The sequence below is a fragment of the Lysinibacillus sp. BPa_S21 genome (assembly GCF_023337795.1).
GTDB lineage: Bacteria > Bacillota > Bacilli > Bacillales_A > Planococcaceae > Lysinibacillus.
On sequence record NZ_JALIRS010000005.1, the window covers coordinates 144741 to 167717 of the forward strand.

21 protein-coding genes and 3 pseudogenes are annotated in these 22977 nt (G+C 34.4%); 7 read left to right on the forward strand and 17 right to left on the reverse strand.

Annotation, left to right across the window (positions count from 1 at the left end; all coding sequences use genetic code 11):
* Window positions 1-149 precede the first annotated feature (149 nt).
* From MOK21_RS12220 to MOK21_RS12240, 5 genes are all read right to left on the reverse strand, one after another.
* Window positions 150-587, reverse strand: a complete 438-nt coding sequence (locus MOK21_RS12220) for a response regulator (protein WP_249074246.1) — start codon at window positions 585-587, stop codon at window positions 150-152.
* A 33-nt stretch (window positions 588-620) separates the two neighbouring features.
* The gene (eutC, locus tag MOK21_RS12225; protein WP_249074247.1) at window positions 621-1478 is read right to left on the reverse strand and encodes an ethanolamine ammonia-lyase subunit EutC; all 858 of its coding nucleotides are present in this window, start codon (window positions 1476-1478) and stop codon (window positions 621-623) included.
* Window positions 1479-1493: 15 nt separating this feature from the next.
* Window positions 1494-2855, reverse strand: coding sequence for an ethanolamine ammonia-lyase subunit EutB (locus tag MOK21_RS12230; protein WP_249074248.1), 1362 nt, complete (start codon window positions 2853-2855; stop codon window positions 1494-1496).
* A gap of 232 nt (window positions 2856-3087) precedes the next feature.
* Entirely contained in the window at window positions 3088-4182 is a 1095-nt protein-coding gene (locus MOK21_RS12235) for a sensor histidine kinase (protein ID WP_249074249.1), read from the reverse strand.
* A 954-nt stretch (window positions 4183-5136) separates the two neighbouring features.
* The gene (locus tag MOK21_RS12240) at window positions 5137-6081 is read right to left on the reverse strand and encodes a DMT family transporter (protein ID WP_249074250.1); all 945 of its coding nucleotides are present in this window, start codon (window positions 6079-6081) and stop codon (window positions 5137-5139) included.
* 134 nt (window positions 6082-6215) lie between these two features.
* Here MOK21_RS12240 and MOK21_RS12245 point away from each other — a divergent pair, with 134 nt between their 5' ends.
* Window positions 6216-7073 (forward strand): LysR family transcriptional regulator, encoded by an 858-nt coding sequence (locus tag MOK21_RS12245; protein WP_249074251.1) that lies wholly within the window; start codon window positions 6216-6218, stop codon window positions 7071-7073.
* A gap of 143 nt (window positions 7074-7216) precedes the next feature.
* Here the strand turns inward: MOK21_RS12245 and MOK21_RS12250 are convergent, their stop codons facing one another.
* Complete coding sequence (locus MOK21_RS12250; RefSeq protein ID WP_249074252.1) at window positions 7217-7612, reverse strand: VOC family protein; 396 nt, start codon at window positions 7610-7612, stop codon at window positions 7217-7219.
* A 138-nt stretch (window positions 7613-7750) separates the two neighbouring features.
* Window positions 7751-8644, reverse strand: coding sequence for a LysR family transcriptional regulator (locus tag MOK21_RS12255; RefSeq protein ID WP_249074253.1), 894 nt, complete (start codon window positions 8642-8644; stop codon window positions 7751-7753).
* A 104-nt stretch (window positions 8645-8748) separates the two neighbouring features.
* On the opposite strand from MOK21_RS12255, the gene MOK21_RS12260 reads away from it, so the two are divergent.
* Window positions 8749-9516: a sulfite exporter TauE/SafE family protein gene (locus MOK21_RS12260; RefSeq protein ID WP_249074254.1), complete on the forward strand. Its 768-nt coding sequence runs from the start codon at window positions 8749-8751 to the stop codon at window positions 9514-9516.
* 204 nt (window positions 9517-9720) lie between these two features.
* Here the strand turns inward: MOK21_RS12260 and MOK21_RS12265 are convergent, their stop codons facing one another.
* From MOK21_RS12265 to MOK21_RS12285, 5 genes are all read right to left on the reverse strand, one after another.
* Window positions 9721-10773 carry a Fic family protein gene (locus MOK21_RS12265; protein WP_249074255.1) on the reverse strand — a complete coding sequence of 351 codons (1053 nt, stop codon included), beginning with the start codon at window positions 10771-10773 and terminating at the stop codon, window positions 9721-9723.
* A 545-nt stretch (window positions 10774-11318) separates the two neighbouring features.
* Entirely contained in the window at window positions 11319-12215 is an 897-nt protein-coding gene (locus MOK21_RS12270) for a sensor domain-containing diguanylate cyclase (protein WP_249074257.1), read from the reverse strand.
* Complete coding sequence (locus tag MOK21_RS12275; protein ID WP_249074258.1) at window positions 12208-12837, reverse strand: hypothetical protein; 630 nt, start codon at window positions 12835-12837, stop codon at window positions 12208-12210. The genes MOK21_RS12270 and MOK21_RS12275 overlap by 8 nt, the downstream gene beginning before the upstream one ends.
* An 8-nt stretch (window positions 12838-12845) precedes the next feature.
* On the reverse strand, window positions 12846-13205 hold the full coding sequence (locus MOK21_RS12280; protein ID WP_249074259.1) for a response regulator: 360 nt from the start codon (window positions 13203-13205) through the stop codon (window positions 12846-12848).
* A 445-nt stretch (window positions 13206-13650) separates the two neighbouring features.
* On the reverse strand, window positions 13651-14376 hold the full coding sequence (locus tag MOK21_RS12285; protein WP_249074260.1) for an HAD-IIB family hydrolase: 726 nt from the start codon (window positions 14374-14376) through the stop codon (window positions 13651-13653).
* An 84-nt stretch (window positions 14377-14460) separates the two neighbouring features.
* Between MOK21_RS12285 and MOK21_RS12290 the strand changes: the two genes are divergently transcribed.
* Window positions 14461-15123: a Crp/Fnr family transcriptional regulator gene (locus MOK21_RS12290; RefSeq protein WP_249074261.1), complete on the forward strand. Its 663-nt coding sequence runs from the start codon at window positions 14461-14463 to the stop codon at window positions 15121-15123.
* 96 nt (window positions 15124-15219) lie between these two features.
* Window positions 15220-15417: pseudogene (locus MOK21_RS12295) on the forward strand (YjcZ family sporulation protein); the annotation flags it as partial.
* A 202-nt stretch (window positions 15418-15619) separates the two neighbouring features.
* Here MOK21_RS12295 and MOK21_RS12300 read toward each other — a convergent pair.
* On the reverse strand, window positions 15620-16291 hold the full coding sequence (locus MOK21_RS12300; RefSeq protein WP_249074263.1) for a CPBP family intramembrane glutamic endopeptidase: 672 nt from the start codon (window positions 16289-16291) through the stop codon (window positions 15620-15622).
* Between the two features lie 241 nt (window positions 16292-16532).
* On the opposite strand from MOK21_RS12300, the pseudogene MOK21_RS12305 reads away from it, so the two are divergent.
* Window positions 16533-16984 (forward strand): annotated as a pseudogene (locus MOK21_RS12305) (hypothetical protein); the annotation flags it as partial.
* A 281-nt stretch (window positions 16985-17265) separates the two neighbouring features.
* Here the strand turns inward: MOK21_RS12305 and MOK21_RS12310 are convergent.
* Window positions 17266-17781 (reverse strand): DUF4871 domain-containing protein, encoded by a 516-nt coding sequence (locus tag MOK21_RS12310; protein WP_249074264.1) that lies wholly within the window; start codon window positions 17779-17781, stop codon window positions 17266-17268.
* 702 nt (window positions 17782-18483) lie between these two features.
* Window positions 18484-18783 (reverse strand): hypothetical protein, encoded by a 300-nt coding sequence (locus tag MOK21_RS12315; protein WP_249074265.1) that lies wholly within the window; start codon window positions 18781-18783, stop codon window positions 18484-18486.
* Between the two features lie 418 nt (window positions 18784-19201).
* Between MOK21_RS12315 and MOK21_RS12320 the strand changes: the two genes are divergently transcribed.
* Window positions 19202-19708 (forward strand): DinB family protein, encoded by a 507-nt coding sequence (locus MOK21_RS12320; protein ID WP_249074266.1) that lies wholly within the window; start codon window positions 19202-19204, stop codon window positions 19706-19708.
* 259 nt (window positions 19709-19967) lie between these two features.
* Window positions 19968-20807 (forward strand): annotated as a pseudogene (locus MOK21_RS12325) (tyrosine-type recombinase/integrase).
* Window positions 20808-20968: 161 nt separating this feature from the next.
* Here MOK21_RS12325 and MOK21_RS12330 read toward each other — a convergent pair.
* On the reverse strand, window positions 20969-21514 hold the full coding sequence (locus MOK21_RS12330) for a GNAT family N-acetyltransferase (RefSeq protein ID WP_249074267.1): 546 nt from the start codon (window positions 21512-21514) through the stop codon (window positions 20969-20971).
* 176 nt (window positions 21515-21690) lie between these two features.
* Window positions 21691-22395 (reverse strand): class I SAM-dependent methyltransferase, encoded by a 705-nt coding sequence (locus MOK21_RS12335; RefSeq protein WP_249074268.1) that lies wholly within the window; start codon window positions 22393-22395, stop codon window positions 21691-21693.
* Window positions 22396-22977 lie beyond the last annotated feature (582 nt).

A 22977-nucleotide genomic window follows, 5' to 3' on the forward strand; every position in this document is an offset into this window, starting at 1 on the left:
AAAAGAGGTTTATTATTTAGCGATATATAAGGATTTTTGAATATAAAAATCTCACTTATAACAGAAAGATTTAATCTTTCTATTATAAGTGAGATTAAGCTTGAACATTTATTACTATAAACTTAAAGCCCTTGATGTAGAACGCTTTTTTATTTAACCATCTTTCGCTTTTGAATCTGTTCTTGAGTGAGTTGTAAAGATTGTTTTATCGTCTGTGTCCTCTTAGCTTGTTGAAGCGCAATCATCATTGCTGGGATTAAGTTAGCTTCAGAAACGGGTTTAATGAGATATCCTAAAATATTATCTTGCCTAGACTTTTCTATAATTTCTTTTTGGCTGTATGCCGTAATCAACAATACGGGTATATCTAGCTGACGACCAATCACCTCACTTGCTTTTAAACCATTTAGTTTTGGCATTTCTATATCCATTAACACAAGATCCGGTTTCAACTTAAAAGCGAGTTCAATCGCACGATCCCCATCTCCTGCTACCCCTACCACCTCAAAGCCGTTATTCAGAAGCATCATTTTTAAGTCCAGTCTAATAATTGGTTCGTCCTCAGCAATCAGAATCCTTTTTTTCATAGTACATCACAACCTTTCTGAAACGGAAGAATACTACATATGCAAATTCCTTTGTTGCGTAAAGGACACTCCTGTACACTTAGCAAGAAGCATTTGTTCAATTAAATCGGATAGATAGGCACCCGCTTCAACGGATGTCAATCCATCTTTATGGATATTTGAAATGACCGTCCGATCAGCTTCAACTGTTTTTTCAGTAGGCCTATATATCATGTAGGCACTCAAGCTTTCATCTGTATTTAGACCGGGCCTTTCACCAATCAATGAAATGACAAGGTTACAATTAACAATTTCAGCTACTTCGTCTTGCACCCATACACGCCCTCTCTTAATAAAAAACGGCTTTGCGACACTTATATTTTTTAATTTTAACCCTTGTATTAAAGCAGGCAGTAAATCCACTACATTGGCCTCTACAGCAGAGGAACTCAATCCATCACAAACTATAATTTGAACATCTTTGCCTTTATCCCCGTTGTTCTCAAGATATTGAATAGATGCATCGGATAACTTTCGACCAGCATCTAAATCCATTAAGTAAGATTTCATATCACTAGCTTTCGTCTCAAGCTTATGCAAACCCATACGCTGAAGAAAATCATCACTTACATCTCTTAATACAGCATCCTGTGCAGCTGCATGATCAATTAAAAATTGTAAATAGCTTGTCGTTAACATACGGGTTCCAGATCGACCAATACCAATACGAGCGGGTGTAATACTTTGTGCTCGTTCAATAGATGCAGCATTGTGTGGCTTATCTACCCCTTTTATACGATCCTCTGGAAATAATATAGGTTCTTCTTTATTTTGATTGGTAATAGTTTTTGGCGAATTCATGTTTTTCTTCACTTCTTCTACTACTCGTTGAACAATTTCTTGAATATCCATTTTGCCCCACCCTCCTCAATCAAAAATTGATAAATCGCCTGCACGTTTTGTCAGCCTTCCATTTTCCATTAGTCCCATTTTCTCCAACCATTTTTCAAATTCTCGAAGCGGTCGTAAGCCAAGCATCTCACGCAAACTAGCATCATCGTGATAGCTTGTATCTTGATAATTCAGCATGACATCATCTCCGCCCGGTACCCCCATGTAAAAATTCGCTCCTGCAACTGCTGTTATGATACCAGAAACTTCCTGATCATTTTGATCGGCATCCATATGATTTGTGTAAGTTGGAGCCATCCCCATTGGCAAGCCATGCAATTTCCCCATAAATCCATCTTCAAGATCCGCTCTAATTAATTGGCGCCCATCATAAAGTGTTTCCGGTCCAATAAAGCCAGAAACGGTATTCACCATGAATGGCTTCCAGTGTCGTGCAAAACCATAACTTCTTGATTCAAGCGTTTGCATATCTACCCCATAGGCAGCATTTAAAGATACTTCCGAACCTTGTCCTGTTTCAAAATACATAAAGTTCGGACCTGCAGATGTACCATATCGAGCCATCATCTCATAGCCCTCATCAAGAATTTTTTTAGATATACCGAATGCCTCATTTCCTTTTTGTGTACCTGCTAAACTTTGAAACATAAGCGCGATAGGCGCCCCCTGCTTTAATGCTTCCATTTGTGTTGTTATATGGGCTAAAACACAATTTTGTGTTGGAATTTGCCATTTCTCAATAAATTCATGTGAAAGGGTCAACAGCTTTTTGACGGATTCAATCGTATCCACATTCGGATTGATACCAATAACTGCATCACCTGCCCCATAGGACAACCCTTCCTTTATTGAATACAAAATTCCTTCTGGAACATCATTTGGATGATTGGGCTGACAACGAAATGCTAAACGGCCAGGCTCTCCGATTGTCGTATTGCAATGTGCTTGATATTTCATTTTCTGTGAAGCAAGAACAAGATCGATGCTTGACATCAGCTTGGCAACTGCTGAAATCATTTCACTTGTAAGTCCCCTCGAAAGCTTTAATAACTGATCTCTACCTGTATCAGATGACAAAATATAATTTCTCAGCTCACCGACCGTCCAACTTTGAATATCCTTGTAAATCGTGTCGCTAATATCATCATAAATCAACCGTGTTACTTCATCGATCTCATACGGAATAACCGGATTTTCATAAATATCTTTCAGCTGCATCTCACTAAGTACTACTTTCGCAGCCATGCGCTCCAGCGACGATTCCGCAGCTATACGTGCCATCACATCCCCCGACTTTGCTTCACTTGCTTTAGCAAGTACCTCCCTTACCGACGAAAACGAATAATGAGTTCCTTTTACCACACAAGACAATTTCATTACTTCACACCCCTTTTATATGGTTAAGATTCCTACCAAATGAAAAAAAGCGCTTTCACTTATCCCTGAAGAAAATATTCTTCGGGCGTGAAAGGCGCCTTTGCCTAAGATATTATTTTAGTTCATTCTACACTACCCGCAAATATTTTGTAAATAGTTTGAAAACAATATCACCATTTGTTTTAAACTTTATTTGGGGCCTTTGGTAATAAGCCGTAATCTATTTTACCAACTAGTATTCATTTTCTTGGGTAGCGATTATCGGAAAGGTTACTGAAACTTTTGTCCCTTTGTCGCACAGAGGGAATGAAAGAACCCCTTGCATACTCTCTTCAACTAACATATTGACAAGCTGAAATCCTAAAGAAGAAATATCGCCTATAGAAAAAGAATCACCCATTCCACAACCATCATCCGTTACAGTAATCGTAACCATTTGTTTTCGTCGCCTCAAATTTATATCAATTTTTCCGACATTTTGTGATGGAAAAGCATGTTTAATGCTATTTTGAACTAACTCATTAACAATCAGGACGATAGCTGTCGCTTTATCTGAAGGACAGAATACAGATTCCCCTTCAACCGAAACAGTAATATGTTGACCTGGAATAACTGACGAAGAAATTAACAACGTTGCAATTTGTTGTATTAAAAGTTTAATATCCGCTTCCTCAATTCCCCGATGGGCCAAATAATCATGTACTAACGCCATACTAGATATACGCGATATGCTATCGTGAAATACCTCAGCTACTTCTTCTGATTGAGTGCGTAGCATTTGTAACCGTAGCAAACTAGAAATAACCTGTAAATTATTTTTAACGCGATGATGCATTTCCCGAACGACAATAGCTTGGAATACACGTTGCTTGTCTTCACTATTAGTTGCTTTCATAAAGTGTTCTATATTTTTTTCATTCTGAACTTCATGTGAAATATCTCTTTCCTTAATTAGTACGGCTATAGTGTCCCCTTGCGAGTCTTTTATCGGAACAATATCTTGCTGCATGATTCCGCGCTCTTCCGTAATGCCTCTTGATCCAAAAATGGGTTTTCCCGTTTTTAAACTAAATAAAACACCCGGCTCCATTTCTTCATATGCTATCAGCCATAACATACTTTTTTTATATAAAGATGCTATAGTAGTGGGCTTTGCTTCAGCTACAACTAAAGATGCGTTCTGTTCTTTCAACAGACAATTAATAAAAATATCTGCTTGAGAAAGATCAGCTATTATTTGAAGATTTTTAGCCATATCAACGATAATTTCACACTGTTCGTTTGATAAACTTGTCATTCGTTCTAAATCTAAAAGTCCCAACATCATATGCGTCCCCCCTGCGTTTTCCAAACACTATAACTAAAAGTAAAATGGGTACAACATGACAAAAAAATCTGGATAGATTACGTAGTATGATTAAACTCTCCTTTTTTAGTTCCATCATTGGCTTGTATATATAATTAAAGACAATTAATCGTACATGATCAAAACTATCCCACTTGACATATCTGATTATTTCATTTTTTCCCACTATTCATAATATTTTATAACATTTACATGAAATAAAGAAAGAGCATGTTTTAAATTGAGGGCACTGAAAAAGTCCAGATCTTCTCACTTCACAGGGTATTCAAGATGAAATCGTTGAATACCTCGCTTTTTTCATTTGCCACTGTGACCCTACTGTTGTTTTCCGAAGCATTTCGCTCGCTTTCCGCGGGCGAGCGTCGAGCCTCCTCCTACGCTTCGCTTCGTGCGGGGTCTCGTCTGTCTCGCTTTCCCGCAGGAGTCGAGCGATGCTTCTACAAACAACGCAATGTATCCTACTATTATTTTAATCACGCTTTCCTTTAAAAGAATTGTGCAGGTAAATGCCCCTGATGATTTAAATCAAGAAACCCTTAATTTAAGTCCATACATGGCAAATTACGAGATAATATAAGAAGAGTTAAGAACAGAATTAGACAATGGACGAAATGTCATTCCTCCAATTCGCAACTTTTATTTGAATTAAATTGCAATTTACATCTTTTGTTGTTTTCCGAAGCATTCCGCTCGCTTTCCGCGAGCGAGCGATGCTTCTACAAACAACGCAATGTATCCTACTATTATTATAGTCACGCTTTCCTTTAAAAGAATTGTGCAGGTGATGCCCCTGATGATTTAAATCAAGAAACCCTTAATTTAAGTCCTTACATGGCGATCTACAATATTGTTAAGCCAAAAAATAAAATGCTTCGCCAGATTGGATGCCTTTATTACAAATTATTTTAGCAACAATTATTGCACAACCTGCGTATTCATGTTTTCTTCTCTGCGCTGACATATGTTATTCCAAATAAGAGCCGAAATAACAAGTAGCGTTCCTACTATATCAAAGATTGTTATGTTATATCCTTGTAACATCATAATCACAAATGTAGTAATTGGAACGAAATTAATAAATAGAATGCCATTAATAGATGATAGGATTTTTACACCATAATTCCAACTAAGCAATGCTACAATACCTGGCAGTATCATCATAAACAATAAATCATATTTTATCGCAAAAATCGTTTCCGAACTTGGGACTGATACATATCCTTGCATCGTAGTAATCATTGTAATGATACCTGTGACAGCTGTACCAAAAACACATGTTAATGTAGAGTAGCGGAGAGTAGACCAATCTTTAAATGTTTGACCGCCCATTGTATATACCACCCATCCGACAACACCTATTAAAACGAATGCTAGCGAAACTAGATTGTGTTTCAGAGTAAGAAAGAAACTCATATCGCCTTTTGTAATAACAAAAATAGCGCCAATAAAAGCAATGATCATACTATTAATCATATACTTCTTCGGTTTCACTTGTTTATACCCCCATAGAATAGCGATCGAAATCATCGGCATGAGTGCCTCCATAATCGACGCTACCATAACACCCGATTCCCCCATTAACATCTGGCCTAGAAAAACAAGCACATTGTAAACAGTAAACGCCATGATCCCAAAAAAGACGAGTAGTTTACCTTTCCCTTCTAATCGAAACGCTTTTTTACCTTCCTTCATCCATAATAAAATGACTAATACAATCGATACCGCGCCATATCGAATAGTTGAAAAATAGAGCGGATTTATATATTCAAGTGCATGATCTGCTACTGGGAACATGGCTCCCCATGACATACTTGCAATTAAACAAGCCATCATGCCTATTATTATTTGACTTTTTCTCACTGTTTTTCCTCGTTTCTATATAACTACTATGAAATTCACAATGAGAATTATAAAAAAGAAAATACATCACGTAAAATGATTGAAAGTGATATTAACTATCATTTATAATGATAGTTTTTAAGGGGGAGTGCTCGATGGAACTACGAGATTTACAGATTTTCAAAAGCGTCGCAAATCACCAAAGCGTTAGCCATGCTGCAAAAGAATTAAATTATGTACAATCCAATGTAACTGCACGCATTAAACTATTAGAAAAGGAGCTCAAAACGCCACTTTTTTATCGTCATAAAAAGGGGATGACCTTGAATCCAGAAGGGCGCAAAATGCTTACATACGTTAATAAGATTTTGCAAGATGTTGAAGAAATGAAACAAGTATTTTTAGATAGTGATACGCCGACTGGTACATTAAAAATCGGTACAGTCGAAACAGTGAGTATATTGCCAACCATTCTAGCTTCTTACTATAAAGGGTATCCAAATGTCGATTTAACGCTGAAAGCAGGTTTAACTGAGGAACTCATTAAAGAAGTAGCAGATCACCAATTAGATGGGGCTTTTATAACTGGACCCATTAAACATCCAGTTTTAGAACAATATGATGTATATACTGAAAATCTCGTTCTCATCTCACAAAACAAATCCTTTCGTATAGAGGAATTTATGACTACACCAATCCTTGTTTCTAATAAAGGTTGCGGCTATCGTTCCAAGCTAGAACTTTGGCTTCAAGATGAAGGTTTACTACCAAAAAGAATCATGGAATTTAATATATTAGAGACAATTTTAAACAGTGTTGCCATCGGTCTTGGCGTGACACTTGTACCACAATCAGTTGCTGAACACCTTTCTACTACAGGCAAGGTTTATTGTCATCCAATTCCTAAAAAATACGGTACAATTTCAACCGTCTTTATACGACGAAAAGATGCATATATGACAAACTCGATGGACTGTTTTTTAAAAACAATTGCGGAGCATCAGCGTATATAGGGTTATTAAGCCCGGAGAAGAACCAACTCGGAGTGATAATAAATAAAGCTGTTTAATTTTCAGTTAAACAGCTTCTCGCAGTCTTAGTCAGGCTTTTAAAATTGCCGCTCCTAAGACTGCATATTTTTTACCTATCGTGAACTTTATTTTGCATTTTTGTCTGGTTGATGAATACCGAATAGATTACCCTCAGTATCAATATAGTATCCTTGCCAAGCCATTCCCGGTAGAGCATATTTTGGCATTGCAACCGTGCCACCATGCTCAAGAATTTTTGCTTCCGTTACATCATAATTTTCCACACCCATTGTACATGCAAATCCATTTACAGCTTGATTTGGTTCCGGAGAAGCACCTTGACGTTGCATTAAAGCGCCATTTACTCCAGGTTCTTCTTCATTACCAGTCACTGCACCAAAGTAAGGCATACCTGCATAATCACTCCAATCTTGAAATGACCATCCGAATACCTCTCCATAAAATTCCTTTGCTCGTTCCATATCACTTACATGAATTTCAAAATGAACTAATCTGCCCATAATACCCTCCTAATAAAGAATTAAATTACTCACTGTGTTTGAGTACAATTACTATATATTATTATTACAAAGAATGGAAATAAAAAAAAATTCTATGAAAAATTCCAATGCTTGTTCCCGATTTTGGTTCTATTTCTTTTAAATTGGAGGATTTATAGCATTTAAATAATCTTTTAAATACTGAATAAATGGATGTTCTTCTATATCTGATTTGCGTGTACATATAAATAAACTTTGCTGAATATCTGCATGTTCTACATACACCCGAGCTAGTTTCCCATTTGTTATACTTTCAGTGACACTGTAGGACGGTGCTAAAGTCATACCGTACCCTGCTTCCACTACTTTAATCGATTCATGTAAGCCCTGCATTTGAAGTCCTAATTTAGGTAATGGACTGTTAAACGTATAAAAAACGGCCTCCAATAAATCAAGTGTCGAGCTACCACGTTCCCGATAAATAAAGTCCTCATTCGATAATTCATAAATGGAGACAGTTTGATTTGCCAAAGAATGCAATGGGTGAACTACAAACCAAAACGGGATATCTAGTATTTTTTCAAACTGTAAATCAGGGTGACCCATTTTATTTTGCACGACAAAACCAAGATCTACTTCATAGCTCAGAACTTGCTCTTCCACAGATTTTACATTGCCTAATGACACGAAAAATTCAATGTGAGGATTAGCAAGCTTATACGCTGCGATCATAGGCGGGAGTATATAGTTTATTGGTATATAGGAAGAAGCAATATGTAATTTTTCTTCTTTCGCTAAAAATTTTCCGAGCTTTTCATCAATTTGTGCTTCTAAATAAAATAAACGCATTCCTTGCTCATACAAAAACTTCCCCTCAGGGGTTAATTGAATGCCTCGTCCTTTTCCTTCAATCAATTTTGTCCCTATTTCGCTCTCTAATTTCCGTATTTGAATTGTGACAGCTGGTTGACTAAGCAGCATTTTATTGGCTGCTGCGGTAATTCCCCCATGTTTTGCTACATTCGTAAAAATCCTTAACGCATGCAAATTCATTTTATTCACACCTTTCTATCCATAAATTAAATTTATGAATAAGCAATTATTATATATTTGTTTTATGTATTATTTAGCTGTAATTTAAGTTTAGAGGTGATTTGATGGAAATTTTACTACAGGAATGGTTTTCGATAAATGGATTTATCTTATTAACAATTGGCTTACTTGCAGCAATCATTGGTGTTCTTTTCGGCGCTGCAGGTTTTATCTTGTTGCCTGCCATGTTACTTATTGGCATTCCGGTACATACAACTGTAGCAGTTAATAAATTTGCGACAGGAATTTCTGCTCTATCAAATGTCGTATCATTTGTAATTAAAGGACATTTATCGTTAAAAAAATTCACATCTTTAATGATGATTGCTAGTTTTGGTGGTGTATTTGGCGCATATTTAGCCACTCGATTATCAGAACAAATCATGAATATTGCAGCTTGTATATTCTTAATTTTCTCATTTTTCATCGTACTTTGCAGTAATAAATTTATGGTAAAGGATATAAAAGAAACAGATGAACAACCAATTAATAAACTCATTCCGTTTGCAGTCTCAATATATGACGGTGGTTTTGGACCAGGCTCAGCTCTAATGAATGTAACCTATCATCTAAAAAAGCAATATACCTATATAAAAGCAGTTGAGTTAACAAGAATTATTACGTTTTCAAGTTGTACAGGTGCCTTTTTCTTTTACTACTTTACGGGCATTGTTAATTGGGGAATCGCCATTCCTGTTTCAATTGGCTCTATTGTTGGCTCGTTCTTAGGTTTAAAGGTCATTCCTTACATCAAAACAAGATGGATTCAAATTTTATTACCAATCATTTTTTTCTTACTGATTATTCAGGTCGTATCAGATTTGCTATTATAAATCACGCTATCTGTGCCTCACTTATTGTAAGTTTTATAGTTAAATGTCGCAATCATGCAAGAAATCGTTGCTAAATGGGTTTTCTTCAACGTTTTATTGTACAAGTTTCGGTACGCAAAGCAAGCGAGAAGGGGCTAACTTCTCGCTCTTTTATTCATCAGCAGGTTTAGTATAAACTTTTAGCCCGACCTGAAAAGGTATAGACTAAGATTGGACTTTCATCCAGCGCGCATTTCTCCCTTTTGAAATAAGTTTAATTTCACCTAATAATTGCAAATCAGTTAATGCTTTACTAATTGTGCTTTCGGCTATATCTGGATAAATGCTTCGAATACAATCTTTTGTAAAAGGTTGTTGTTGATTATGAATGAAATTCTGAATTCGATCTACCTTCGTTTGTTTACATATTGAATCTAGTACTCTGCTATGTAAATCTTTATAAGCCTCTAATATAATCATTAAGAACTCTTTTAACCAGAAGTTAATATTATGCCCATTACAATACCAATGCACCGAAGATTTAAAAATGGCTTCATAGTATTCTATTTCTCTTTTTTTTATATATTCATCTAAACATACATATTTTACAAATGTATGTCCGCTTTTTACTAAAAGTAATTGCATGAACATTAGTGTTAATCTACCATTACCTTGATTAAAAGGGATTATGCAATAAAGATTCAATATAAAACGAGCTATCAATATAAGTGTAGGTAACTCTTTTTTGCGGATTAATAAATTGTACTGGTTGCATAATTGTTCTACAGCCTGTGGAATATTTTCTGATGGAAGAGGATGATAACAAATCGTGTGCATCCCATTTTCGGGGATTTCAGGTATTTCTGGAATGGAAAACGGTTTTTGGCGCCATTTTGCACTATCAGAGGTATGATAATGAATTAATTGAAAATGCAATTCTTGTATAGTTTCTGGACTTATAGAAAAAGTACAGGATTTTTTATGTACAAGTGTCAATGTTTCATAATAACAATATATCGCATCTTCCGAAATTGATTGGGGTATCCTATCATCTAAAATAAGTTCTTTTAATCGCTTATTTGAAACTTTTATATCCTTATAAACCGAAATATAGTTTTTTATGTATTGTAGGGGTATAGCGTTTTCAAGGCTAGTGAATATATCCGGCCTTTGCTCTTTATAAGCTGTCAACATCCCTTTATATTCACTAATTTCACTGACTAAGTTTATTAGTTGCTGATCAATATATCTGTACTGATCTTCGAAAAAATCCCTCATTTTGTTCCTCCTGTTACTATCTCTTAATGCTCTATTACAATAATATTTATCCCTAATATTATTCGAAATTACCATTCAAATAACATCCGATTTAATAGAGCTTTTACTTTCTAAAGAAAGAGGATTATATTCTTTTTATTCCAATGGATCTATCGTAAATGGCCTTAGATACTATTGAATATCGGAATAGTATCTTCTAAATGTACTGCTATTTTTATTATTTTTGTGACATTTCTGTGTAATTTTCCTATATTTTTATCACATTCATTAATTAGATAACTATTATAGAATTTTAAATACTTATATCATTCAACCTTTTCCCCTTTTTTTCGTAACCCTGATCTCAAGCAAAACAAAAAACACTCTTGTTTTGGTACAATACTTATATCCAAAACAAGAGTGCCATTTATTTGATTACTCCAACACTTTATACTATTTTTATATCAAATCGCTACAATTTTACTACGAAAGTGGGAGAGTTCCCTAAAAACAGGTCAATTTGTGCCGCTTTACACCAAAATGAAGTTCGGCAATATTCATTAATGTTATTTCTTTGCTTTTTGAAGATACATTTGATAATCCGCAACACTTAATAATTGCCTCGCTGTAGTCCCATCTTGTGGAAAACATGCACAGCCAATACTTGCTGAAATGACAATTTGATGTTCCTCAATGATAAACGGCTCTCGTAATAACTCATGTATTTTGGCTTTATACTGTTCCACCGCATTGGCAGTGGTCATATGTTCAACTAATAACACGAATTCATCTCCGCCAAGTCGTGCAAAGACTTCCTGCTTTTGAGTAAAATGTTTGCACCGTTCTGCAAACATTTGAAGTAATAAATCCCCCTGTAGATGTCCATATTGGTCATTTACAGCTTTAAAGCCATTCAAATCTATGAAAAATAGCGAAAATAGCTTAGCCTCTTCTTCGATTAAACGCTCCAAACGGTCCAATACAAATTTTCGATTCGGTAAATTCGTTAAACTATCATAATAAACAAAGTGCTCCAAGCTTTTGGAAAAATCAACTGAACTTTTTATATGCTTATTTAAGTTTTGAATGCGCTTAAAGTGATTCGATACATCATATACTTCTATCATTAAATACGATGTATGCTCTACTTGTATATGTTGAATTAATATATTTTGACGAGGCGGCTTCATCTTCGCACACTTTCTTTCAACAAAATATTGATGCATTGCTGCTGAACAAAAGCTTTTTTGTTCATCTAGCAAAGCCTTTTCAAACATATAGGCATAAATCTTTTTATCCAAGCGTGGAACAACTGTTGTTATAGGTAACCCTTTAACCTCTTCTTCACTTTTACCTGTGTACTTGACTAACCATTTATTCCATAATTGAATGTTCAATTTTTCATCCAATAATATAATGCCATTATCTAGCTGATTAACGATCGCTATATATAAATCATTCATCCAAATCCCTACTAATCTCATCCACTTTTCGAATTAAAAATTCGATTGATTCTAATGAAAACTTAATTAAAATGATGCCTAGCACCTTCGAGTTGTCTATATCAAAACTTACATAAAGTAATAATACATTGCTATCCCCTGAGCTCGTAAGTGTTTTATAAAACTCTCCTGCATTATGTAAAATCACCTGCGGCACATCATACTCAAGCTTCATCTCCATCAGGCTTCCCATACCGCCCATAATGGAATTTAGAATAATATTACCTATTTCCTTTACAACATCAAAATCCTCATCATTAAATGAAAGCTCTTCATTCTCTTCTGTATACTCTTCCCCTAAGCAAAGTGCAGTCAAATATTTAATTTGCTCTGCTGGAAAAATAAAATCTGCTCTACCAGAAAAGACATTACCAAACCTTAAAGAGGTAGATAGTACTGTACCATTTATGACAGGATTCAGCACTTCTTGCTCGCCAGACTTTAATTCATGTAACCCTAGTAACTTTATCTCTGGAACTGACAAAAAAATTCTTTTTTGAAGAATTTCTGATAATAAGTTAGCTGCCTCGCCCACAAATACATTATACAACTCTTTCAGAATATCCTCTTGTGTAGTTGTCAACAACTAAATCACCCTTTTATCAATAATTCAATTTCCTTCAGCTTCGCAACATTTATTGGTTTATTAATAAACGCTAACGCTCCAGCAGATAAAACCTCATCACGAACCGCCAATTGCACATCAGCTGAAAGCACGATAATTTTAGCCGTTGGGTATTTCTCTAGTAATTGTATAATTGCCTCTTGTCCACTCATCTTAGGCATTAATAAATCCATAAATACAAAATCAGGGAGAAAGGTTGCAAATACTTCAATACATTCAACCCCATCATTTGCTGTTTCATAGACAGCATCCGGGTAAATAGATTTTAATGTTTGGATCGTTGTTTTTTGAGAAAACTTGGAATCATCTACTACAAGTACTTTCATATTAAAATATATCCCCCGCTTTTAATAAACTGTTTCTTAAAATAATATCATAATTATTTATTAATTGGAAAATATTTAATTAGTTCTCTACAAGATTCATATGAATGAAAGAAAGAACTGTTAGAATAAACTTCTAACATAGTACCAGCTTGAATTAGACTAAAGACAGTCGTTTCAATATTGACAAGATCAAACATCCCTCTTTGGCTTCTCTTTATCCAGAAAATACACTGATTTACTGATAAACCGTCTCTACAGTATTACACTTGGGGTTTTTTGTAACCTTTTTTACTGTAATAAAAAAATTCTTTCTTTCACGAAAGCATTCAAAAAGGCTTAGGAATAGCTCCTAAGCCTTTCAAATTTTCTATTACTTTTATAAACCCTTATATTCTAAAAAGGAATCAGAAAATATTTTATAACATAAAACGATATTTTTATTATTTTAATCATATTTACTCATTAGTTCACGAATCTTCTTCGCTACATCTAAACGTTCAATATTTTCATTCGCATAACTTTTCACATCATTACTCCCCACGCATACACTATGCACAGCTTTTTCAAACAAACATTGGTCGTTGCTATCGTTCCCAAAAGCAACAAACTGTTGAATGTTCAGCATACGTAGTCCCCTAACTTTATTAATTCCTAAAGGGCTAATGTCGACAGCATCCTCAGTTTTGTAGTGTGTGACTACGACTGAGATTGATTGAAGCTCTTTTAACACTTCCTCATTCGCTTGGAATAAAACTAATTTGCATACTGGTAATAATTGTTCCAAAGGAATATTTGTTGAATTATTTTTATCGATATTGTGATAAATAGGATGCGTAATATCACCAGTATAGGAGTAATCCCACTGACCATCTGCTAAATATTTTAACTGATGTTGATGAATCAGTGTAATGAGTTTATCTAAAAGTTGTTGTTCAAAATGTTTCACTTTTATTCGTCCATTATCATATGTAAATGTACCATTTCCTCCGACCAATAGCCCTTCATGAAAATCCTTTGGTATGATAGGTACTAAGTCACGAATAGGTCTTGCTGAGGCAAAAATCACTTGATGCCCTGCTAATTTTAATTCTTGAAGTGCTTCAATAATTTCTTTATCAATACTTTTACCATCAAAGCAAAGTGTTCCATCTAAATCGAATACAAAGTTCATTTGAATCCCTACCTCTTTATTAATTAACTATAACTATATTAAAATGAATAATATTAATACAGGACAGATGTCTCGGAGGAAAAAATGAATCAAAGCCTATTTAAATCTATTTATGACTACACTTTTACACAAGATCTAACTTCATCCCTTATCGTACGTCCTTTTCAACCAAATGAATATATTCTAAAAGCTGGAGATCAAATAGACGGAATTTATTTTTTACTTTCAGGAAGGTATATGGTATCTAGTTTAGAAGTGACTGGTAAAGAGTTACTATTAAGGTACTGCCAACAACCATCGATTATGGGCGATATTGAAATATTTACAGATTGTTTAGTTGTATCAAACTGCATCGCCGTAGAGCCATGTGAGGTTTTAATTATTCCATTAGAAGTGTACGAAACTCATTTAAAAATTGATAGTAAATTTAATCAATTATTATTGAAAGAGTTAGCATATAAGCTCCTAACTTGCACAATTTCATCTAGAGTTAATGCGCTTTCCCCAGTAAATGTACGTTTAGCAGCTTATTTATGTACTGTCGAATCCCCAACACATGTAAATCAATACATAAAAACAAATTCTTTAGATGATGTTGCCTCATTAATTGGTACTACAAAAAGACATATAAATCGTATCCTAAAAGACTGGACAGAAAAAGGAATTATCAGTCGAGAAGATGATGCGATAGAAATTTTGGATTGGTCTAAGATGAAAGAAATTTCTGAAAATGTACGCTTTGAATAAACTAAATGTTTTTGGAAATATTTTTTATCCATAATAAAGCTTTCATACTTGGTAACTTCGATTTAGAAGTGATCATATGAACGCCATCAAAAAAAACTAATTGTAGTTCTATTTGTTCTTTTAATTATTGTTGGCGCTACTGCCAATAAACTTCATGAAGCTGGCGTTCCAGTCACTGCAGTACGTTTCCAAGGTATCATTCACGATTTCGTGATGCTCAACGCCTTAGCTAATACTGAAGCTGCACGCGGAGCAATTGATCTTGCCACAACCTGGTTGCGTAAAGGGTTTTAATAAATCTATCGTTTCGTCACATAGAAACTACTGCAAATAAATAAAAAAACAAACAGATCCACTCAAATAATTGACTATTTGAGTGGATCATATATTTATTCAATCAAACATTTAACTAAAGCCCCTCAATTAAAAGAAGCGTCTTCACTTACTTTTAGAAGGGTCCATTTACGTGAATTAAATTTATTACCTGTTTTATTCATTAAATAATGGTTACGAAAAAGTTGTGAAGTGCGTGCAATATAATAACCGACCATATTGACCCGGTCTTTTTGTACACAAACCCAAAGAGTAAGCCGAGAAAAAGAACATATAAATGCGACCCAAAATGAAAGATTTTTTCATCGTAAATCCAAATTGGATAGTGAACCACTAAAAATAATAAAGCTGTTAAAATATTTGCTTTCCAAAAAGTCATTTTTTTATTAATCTCTTGTAAAATCAATCCCCTAAAAACAATTTCTTCGGCAAGCCCTGCCATAAGAATACCATTAAGGTAATCGTCAAAGGATAATGAAAATTGAAATGATTGCTGATTAATTATATAAGTTTCCGAAGTAAAATATAAGCCAACTAACAGTGAAAGAATTACTCCCCAAAATAAACCTTTCTTAACATTTACGTTCATTTTTAAGTAGTCAAATGGATTAGTATGTAAATAATATTTTATGTATAACGAAGTTGGAACAATCCAAACGAAACTTTTAACCAATGCCTCTAATAAAGGAGAGATTATTTCACCGAACGAATAGATGTATTCGATTAACCATAATTCTTTAATTGTCCATACAAAGTAAAAAATGAGTAGAAACCCTATCATTGTTTGTACATCATTATTTTTCACTTTATTTTCAAAACTTAATTTAAATGCCATTTATACCTCCAAAATGCAATACTTCATTGCAATTATACCTAATTATTGAAATCCAGTATAGATTCGGAAACTACGAGTTTCAAAAGAATGCTATAACATGTTCATCATTAACTTAAGTAATGTAATAAAAACCTGTGTTTTTATTTTCACTACTGATTAAAGCGAAATTTTTCAAAACCATCACCAACTTTTTCCCTCTTCATATTCTATAGAATCAGATTTCGAATTGAGGGGGAAACGTATGGGGATTGAATTCACAGCTCTCCATTGGATTTACGTTATTTTTATTGTCCTGATCATTGGCTTTATGGTTAAACGTCGCGATACCACCCTCATTTGTGTACTAGGCATTTTCATGTTAGCAATTGTTACTACAGGCGATTTAACTTCGTCCATTAGCAGTGTTTTTAACAGTTTTATTTATGTCATCACTGAGCTGTTGTCAACTATTCTCATTATTTCTATTATCGTAGCCATGAGTCGGGTCATGATGACTTCGGGTATTAATGAGGTCATGATTGCTCCTTTTACAAAAATCATAAAACACCTGCATTAGCTTTTTGGACGATTGGTCTGTTAATGATGTGCATCTCTTGGTTTTTTTGGCCATCCCCGGCTGTTGCACTGTAAGGGGCGGTTTTACTACCAGTTGCTCTTCGTGCAGGATTACCAGCACTCGGTGTAGCGAACGCCTACAAAGGAAACTTTTTGAATACATAAAACCAATGCAATATTCATAACTTTTCTTTCAGTTACAACCTCAAAAAAGCTTAGGAAAACAACTCCTAAGCTTTTTTGAGGTTGAGTAATGCTTGAAATCAGATTTTTTTAATAGCTAATTAAACAAACTCCATTCTGAAAAATATTAATCAAAATTGAGTTTAACCTTTTTTATTTAGTATTAGATTTTTTATATTGTTTGATTATTTTTGTACTCCTTATTTCATTAAATCACCTATTAGTTGAATATAATTTTAACTTTCTTCGACGTTTATAACAATTTCCCCAAATAATTTCTCATTAAAATATATTTCTAATTTCCATAATCCACTTGTAGGGAACATCATATTCGATGGGATATGGGAATCGGCACCATTATTAGGGCTAATGGAAGTATTGGAATATTGCCATACTGTATCATCGCCAGATACCAACACGGGATGTTCTTTCCCTTCATTGTCAGTTCCAACTACTTTAAAATTACCACTGATACTATCTTTATCTCCCCAAAAATACCACATATACTTATTTACTTTATTAGCAATAATCTTTTCTTCTACTACCTCACCTTTTTTACCCGTACCAACCAAAAAACCAACTTTCCCTTCTTCGCCAATCAACAAATACTCTCCTTCAGTCCCATCACCCAAAGTAATGGGCAATGAAAAAGTAGAACTTACCTCACGTGTTTCTTTCTTATCAATATTGTTACAACCGACAAGTGTCATTAAAAATAGCATAGAAATCAACATAATCATTTTGTTCCTCATATTTCTCCCCCTTATCAATTAGGCATTACCTGTTATTAAATAATATAGATAAATTCTTCTTAGATGAACGATATTTATAGTACTACTTCAACATTCTTATAAATATCCCTTCTTCTTCAACTAACCTGCCTGGTTAGCCATCCATGTAGCGCAAGAGCCAGCGCTACACCACAGAAAATGAAAAATGATTAAGTTCTTTCATGGGAGTTTAAGTACATTTCTTCACAATTTCCAAAGAGTTAGGGGCCGGGATCCTGTAATGGTGTTACTTTAGGAGTTATTTTGCACTATGAATATAATTAGGCTTTTTTCGTTGCTCCATTAAAGCCCCCGTTAGTTTAATAAGAACAGCGACGCTTCTTCCGCAATCGCGCCCGATTGTGGAAAATTGTTTTTCAACTATAGCCCCTGTAATTGAAGTATAGAAACGATAAAAAAATGCTGGTATACAGCTTAATAAATTGTCTCTATATACAGGTTTTTATTCAGATAACACACTATGAAAAATCTCGAAAAGTCCTATCGTAGCTATGTTTATATAGCTTTGCATAAAAAGCTGTATAAACAATAGTTCTCGTAAAGAGGCACGAACGTTGATTTAACAACATTCGTGCCTTTTTGGTGTTTCCAAACTTTTATTTGGGAACGTTTATTTTGAATGAAACTGCATACTCTATAAATTTTTACTACACTACACCACCCTTAAAACCAAATTGTTTTTTTAGATAGTGTCTTTGGAACTTCTATTAACCTTGCTACATTCTTGCCTTTATTAAATCTCACCTTGTTTAACCAATAAACAAAAGCATCTGTTCGATAAAAAACACCATATGTAACAGTTCCATCTTCCTCTTCTTCAAACCAATAAGGATGTTGGTTCTTTCTATCAAATAGCCAATCCCAAAATTCCTCTTGTAATCGATTAATATTTCTCCCTACTTTTGCAGGACAAATCATATACTCTATATCATCTTCATAATCAAATCCGACTTTAATAATCATAATCCATTCTCCCTTTCTATTTAGTAAATTTTACAAGACGTAGACTATTATAAATTTCTGGCACACCTATAATAACATATATATTTTATTGAAATTTTTGCTAAGTATTAACTTTCCCAAAGCGTCGTTTGGTCATAACTTAGCGTTGTAAATCCCTATAATTTTGAAGGTACTCCTTGTTGCACTAAACTGCCTCGTTAGTTCAATAAAGAAAAAAAGAGCTGCATTATGCAACTCAATGATTTTCAAGTAAAGCACTACGTTAGCGACAGAAGGATGGTCATGGAATTCGTCTGAAAGAACGTTCGTGCATAATGGTTGAAAGATCCATTTTATCGTGCATAATAGTTAAAGGATTCATTTTGATGTATGGAACACCATACTATTGGAAAAAACATCAGGATCCAGGAGGTATATAATGAAAGATACGCTTGAACTATTTCGTTACCATGTTTGGGCTAATAAAAGAGTTTTTGAACATTTAAGGAAACTTCCTGATGATCTGTACCGTAAACCACTAAATAGTGTATTTCCTACCATTGGCGATGCATTAGCACATATCTATTCTGTGGATAATACTTGGCTCAGCATAATGTCCCATGAAAGTCCTGAGGACATCTATGTTGCGATGACGAGTTCACTTGAAGAGGTTAAAGATGCCACGCTCGACTCTTTTGAGGCTTATTTTGCTAAAATTGCGGCTCGATATGAAGAGTTTATCTTGAACCACCAAGATGATTTAGAGGAAATATCTGAGTATCCGCTTAAATTCGGTGAGTTGCGGGCTAATTACAAAGATCTCGTTAGGCACGTGGTTAATCACGGTACATATCACCGTGGTAATATTACCGCAATGCTCCGACAAATGGGTTATTCCGGTGTTTCCACAGACTATGGCTTTTACCTTTTTGAACTAAAGCGGTGAGCACTCCTTCGGGAGTGTTTTTTTGTAAAGGTCGTTTTCGATTTGTTGCCGACAGATTTTCTCCTGTATTGTCTTTCCATTTCTAATCATCAAAATGTAAATGTTGAATGAAGTGATGCCTGTCTATGATATCCGTACATTTAACCCTTAGCTTTCCTGTCTTAAAAAACCTGCTCCGTTAGTAAAATCACTCCTTATGTCAGAATTCTATTAAATTGGCAATAATCCCTTTTATATTACTATTTTAGGGGGAATGGAATTGTTACTGTCAAAAGCATGGACTTTGTTTGAAGCTAATAAACGAATAGAGGGCTTTTCGCCACAAACGCTGAAAGCCTACCGGTTGCAGTCTTTTCTATTAATTGGTTATTTTAAGGATATAGAGATGGAATTACTTGACACCAATCAACTGAAGGAATATCTTGCTATATCCGGCAAGCACTTAAAATCAGCCAGTCTTGCACACCGTATTCGCTTTATGAAATCATTTTTTCGTTGGTCTCATGAAGAAGGATACCTAAGTAAGAATCCAACTTCCAAAATTAAAGAACCGAAAGTAGGAAAGCGGATACCCAAGTATTTAACCGAACGGGAAATTGAACACCTCCGTGAATCCTGTCATTCCGCAATGGAAAAAGCAATTTTCGAATTCATGTTTTCTACTGGTTGCCGAATTGGAGAAATAGTTGCATTAGAAAAGAACCATATTAATTGGTCCAATCAATCCGCAATCGTTAGAGGAAAAGATGATAAGGAAAGGGAGGTTTATTTTAATACGCGTTGTGACATATGGCTTAAACGATATATTGAAAGCCGTACTGACAATAATCCTGCCATCTTTGTGACAGTAAGGCAGCCACATAAAATGAGTGTTGCCCAAATGCGATACATCATCAAGCGGATATCAAATCGTGCTGAAATCAATAAAGAAATTCATCCACATCAACTTAGACACAGCTATGCAACTCATTTGTTGAACAATGGAACCCCCATAGAAGTCATACAAAGTCTTATGGGGCATTAGAAAAGCGAAACAACTAGGATCTACGCTCAATTAAGCGGGAGGCTAAGGAAAGAATATTATCAGAAGTACTTTTAAATGTAAAAGGTGCAATGTCTTAAAAGACTTTGCTCCACTTGACTAAAGCACTCCGTTAATTTAAGTGAAACATTACTAAATCTTCGATAAAAAAAGAGAGCTGCTCAGCAGCACCTTAGATAAGTACCAAAATCTCGTTTACATAATGAAGTGAAAAGAGCTTACATATCCAAGCTGTTGATGATAGCCAATATTTGATGATCTGTCCATTTGCCATTAATCTTCAGATTTTCTTTAGCTATACCTTCTTTTTCAAACCCTGCTTTTTCTAATACACGAATAGATGCTATGTTGTCAGGCATAGCTCCTGCTTCAATTCTGTGTAGTTTTAATTCTTTAAAAGCAAAGTCTACAACAAGTTTAAGAGCTTCCGTTGTATAGCCCTTTCCATTATACTCCTTATCTAAAGTAAATCCCGTATAACAGCTTTGCAGGTCTCCCCTTGAAATTTGAGTTAATGAAATGTCTCCAATAAGTTTATCAGTCACTTTTAAAAAGATTCCAAAAGGATATAATTGCCCATCATCTGTTTTTTCCAATGCCTGTTGAAGGCGTTGTTTTTGATATTTCTCTGTATAAAAGGTTTCCGGGAGTAATGGGCTAACTCGTTGAAAAAATTCGCGATTTCTACTATGCAAGCTAGCTAACTCGCTAGCGTCAGAAATTTTGTAAAGTCGAAGATATATTTGTTCCCCTACAAGCTTCATAGAATCCCTCCGATTTCTTTTTACTATTATTTTATTTCACTTTATAAAAGAGTATGATATATATTACTATTTTAATGTAAGTTCGTATTGTACTAATCTGCTCCGTTAGTTTAAGTGAAATGCTTCACAATCTCACAAATTGGTCGCATAAAAAATGGCATGACAAAGAAGAATTATTAATTTTTTTGAAATAGAGCAGTCAAAAAGTCAGGTACACCGAAAACAACATTTGGCTGTTCTATTACCTTCATTTTTCTTATTTCAATTTCCTTAAAGTCCCTAAATATAAGCCTCAATTTTTCCTCTGTATATCCTAAACCACCATTAAGGCTTCGTAATCTATAAACTTCCCAATCCGATATTTCTGCTCCACCTAACTCCCCACCTTCAATAAAACAGGTGATTGCAAAGAAGCCATTAGGTTTTAAAGCCCTTTTCACTATATCTATGTAATTCATTCTTCTATGAGGAGCAACATGGTGAAAACAACCTGAATCATATACAATATCGTAAGTGCCTTCTTCTATATTTAAATCAAAGATATTTTCATTAATAAAGTTTATACTGACATTTTTATAGTTTGCTCGTTCTTCTGCCCATTTAAGTGTTTCTTCGGATAAATCCACTGCATCAATCGTACAGCCTTTTTGAGCAAAATAAATAGCATTTCGACCAGGACCACTTCCCAATTCCAATACTTTCCCTGGTTTAAAAACGTTTTTTTCAAAGTAACTAACTAAATTTTCATCGGGAGAATCTATAAAAAAAGGAACACCTTTATTGCGGTCGGAGTAAAAATTATTCCAAAATTCCGTAGGTTCTCTCAATAACGAGTCTAACATTTCCAATAAATCATTATAATCATAAATAGTTTCTTTCATAACATACCCCTTTGTATAATTATTGACCTCTTTATAATTATACAAAATTATACAAAATCGTTTGTTAAAGCAATATTAAAAATATATTATTTCGCATCGTAAACAAACTCCTAAAAATAGGTTTTTTTCGCCTTAAGCGTATTCTAAGGTGGTTAATTTTCAATTGTTTATATCAAATAATAGTATCCTACTTCCCTTTAATAAAACGTTTATAATAACCCTGTACATTGTTAGAAGGGGACAAGGAATTCAATTTTTTATTTCTTGTGTTACGAATATTACAATTACGTTACAACGTTATTCTTATTGAATTAACCTGCACCGGTTAGTTCAATAAAGAAGCTGCATATGCAACTAAATAATTTCCAAGTAAAGCTCTCCGTTATTTCAATAAGTACATACTTTCCTCAAAGTGTTCATTAGTTTGCTATAGCGTGTAAAGACGTTACGTCTTGTTTATGATATAATTTACATAAATTTCATAATGAGGTGACAATGTGGGGAATGATAAATTAGTTTGTAAGGTTTGTGGTAATGATTCCTTCGCACAAGGTGAATTAGGCGGATCTATGGCAAATGTAA

What these genes read in the sequence shown, in the direction of transcription:
- eutC (WP_249074247.1), bottom strand. Translation starts at nt 1,478, where the DNA reads ATGGATATTCAAGAAATTGTTCAACGAGTAGTAGAAGAAGTGAAGAAA.
- MOK21_RS12330 (WP_249074267.1), bottom strand. Translation starts at nt 21,514, where the DNA reads ATGAAGCTTGTAGGGGAACAAATATATCTTCGACTTTACAAAATTTCT.
- MOK21_RS12310 (WP_249074264.1), bottom strand. Translation starts at nt 17,781, where the DNA reads ATGAGGAACAAAATGATTATGTTGATTTCTATGCTATTTTTAATGACA.
- MOK21_RS12245 (WP_249074251.1), top strand. Translation starts at nt 6,216, where the DNA reads ATGGAACTACGAGATTTACAGATTTTCAAAAGCGTCGCAAATCACCAA.
- MOK21_RS12265 (WP_249074255.1), bottom strand. Translation starts at nt 10,773, where the DNA reads ATGAGGGATTTTTTCGAAGATCAGTACAGATATATTGATCAGCAACTA.
- MOK21_RS12255 (WP_249074253.1), bottom strand. Translation starts at nt 8,644, where the DNA reads ATGAATTTGCATGCGTTAAGGATTTTTACGAATGTAGCAAAACATGGG.
- MOK21_RS12230 (WP_249074248.1), bottom strand. Translation starts at nt 2,855, where the DNA reads ATGAAATTGTCTTGTGTGGTAAAAGGAACTCATTATTCGTTTTCGTCG.
- MOK21_RS12235 (WP_249074249.1), bottom strand. Translation starts at nt 4,182, where the DNA reads ATGATGTTGGGACTTTTAGATTTAGAACGAATGACAAGTTTATCAAAC.
- MOK21_RS12315 (WP_249074265.1), bottom strand. Translation starts at nt 18,783, where the DNA reads ATGATTATTAAAGTCGGATTTGATTATGAAGATGATATAGAGTATATG.
- MOK21_RS12290 (WP_249074261.1), top strand. Translation starts at nt 14,461, where the DNA reads ATGAATCAAAGCCTATTTAAATCTATTTATGACTACACTTTTACACAA.
- MOK21_RS12280 (WP_249074259.1), bottom strand. Translation starts at nt 13,205, where the DNA reads ATGAAAGTACTTGTAGTAGATGATTCCAAGTTTTCTCAAAAAACAACG.
- MOK21_RS12270 (WP_249074257.1), bottom strand. Translation starts at nt 12,215, where the DNA reads ATGAATGATTTATATATAGCGATCGTTAATCAGCTAGATAATGGCATT.
- MOK21_RS12335 (WP_249074268.1), bottom strand. Translation starts at nt 22,395, where the DNA reads ATGAAAGAAACTATTTATGATTATAATGATTTATTGGAAATGTTAGAC.
- MOK21_RS12320 (WP_249074266.1), top strand. Translation starts at nt 19,202, where the DNA reads ATGAAAGATACGCTTGAACTATTTCGTTACCATGTTTGGGCTAATAAA.
- MOK21_RS12250 (WP_249074252.1), bottom strand. Translation starts at nt 7,612, where the DNA reads ATGGGCAGATTAGTTCATTTTGAAATTCATGTAAGTGATATGGAACGA.
- MOK21_RS12285 (WP_249074260.1), bottom strand. Translation starts at nt 14,376, where the DNA reads ATGAACTTTGTATTCGATTTAGATGGAACACTTTGCTTTGATGGTAAA.
- MOK21_RS12220 (WP_249074246.1), bottom strand. Translation starts at nt 587, where the DNA reads ATGAAAAAAAGGATTCTGATTGCTGAGGACGAACCAATTATTAGACTG.
- MOK21_RS12260 (WP_249074254.1), top strand. Translation starts at nt 8,749, where the DNA reads ATGGAAATTTTACTACAGGAATGGTTTTCGATAAATGGATTTATCTTA.
- MOK21_RS12300 (WP_249074263.1), bottom strand. Translation starts at nt 16,291, where the DNA reads ATGGCATTTAAATTAAGTTTTGAAAATAAAGTGAAAAATAATGATGTA.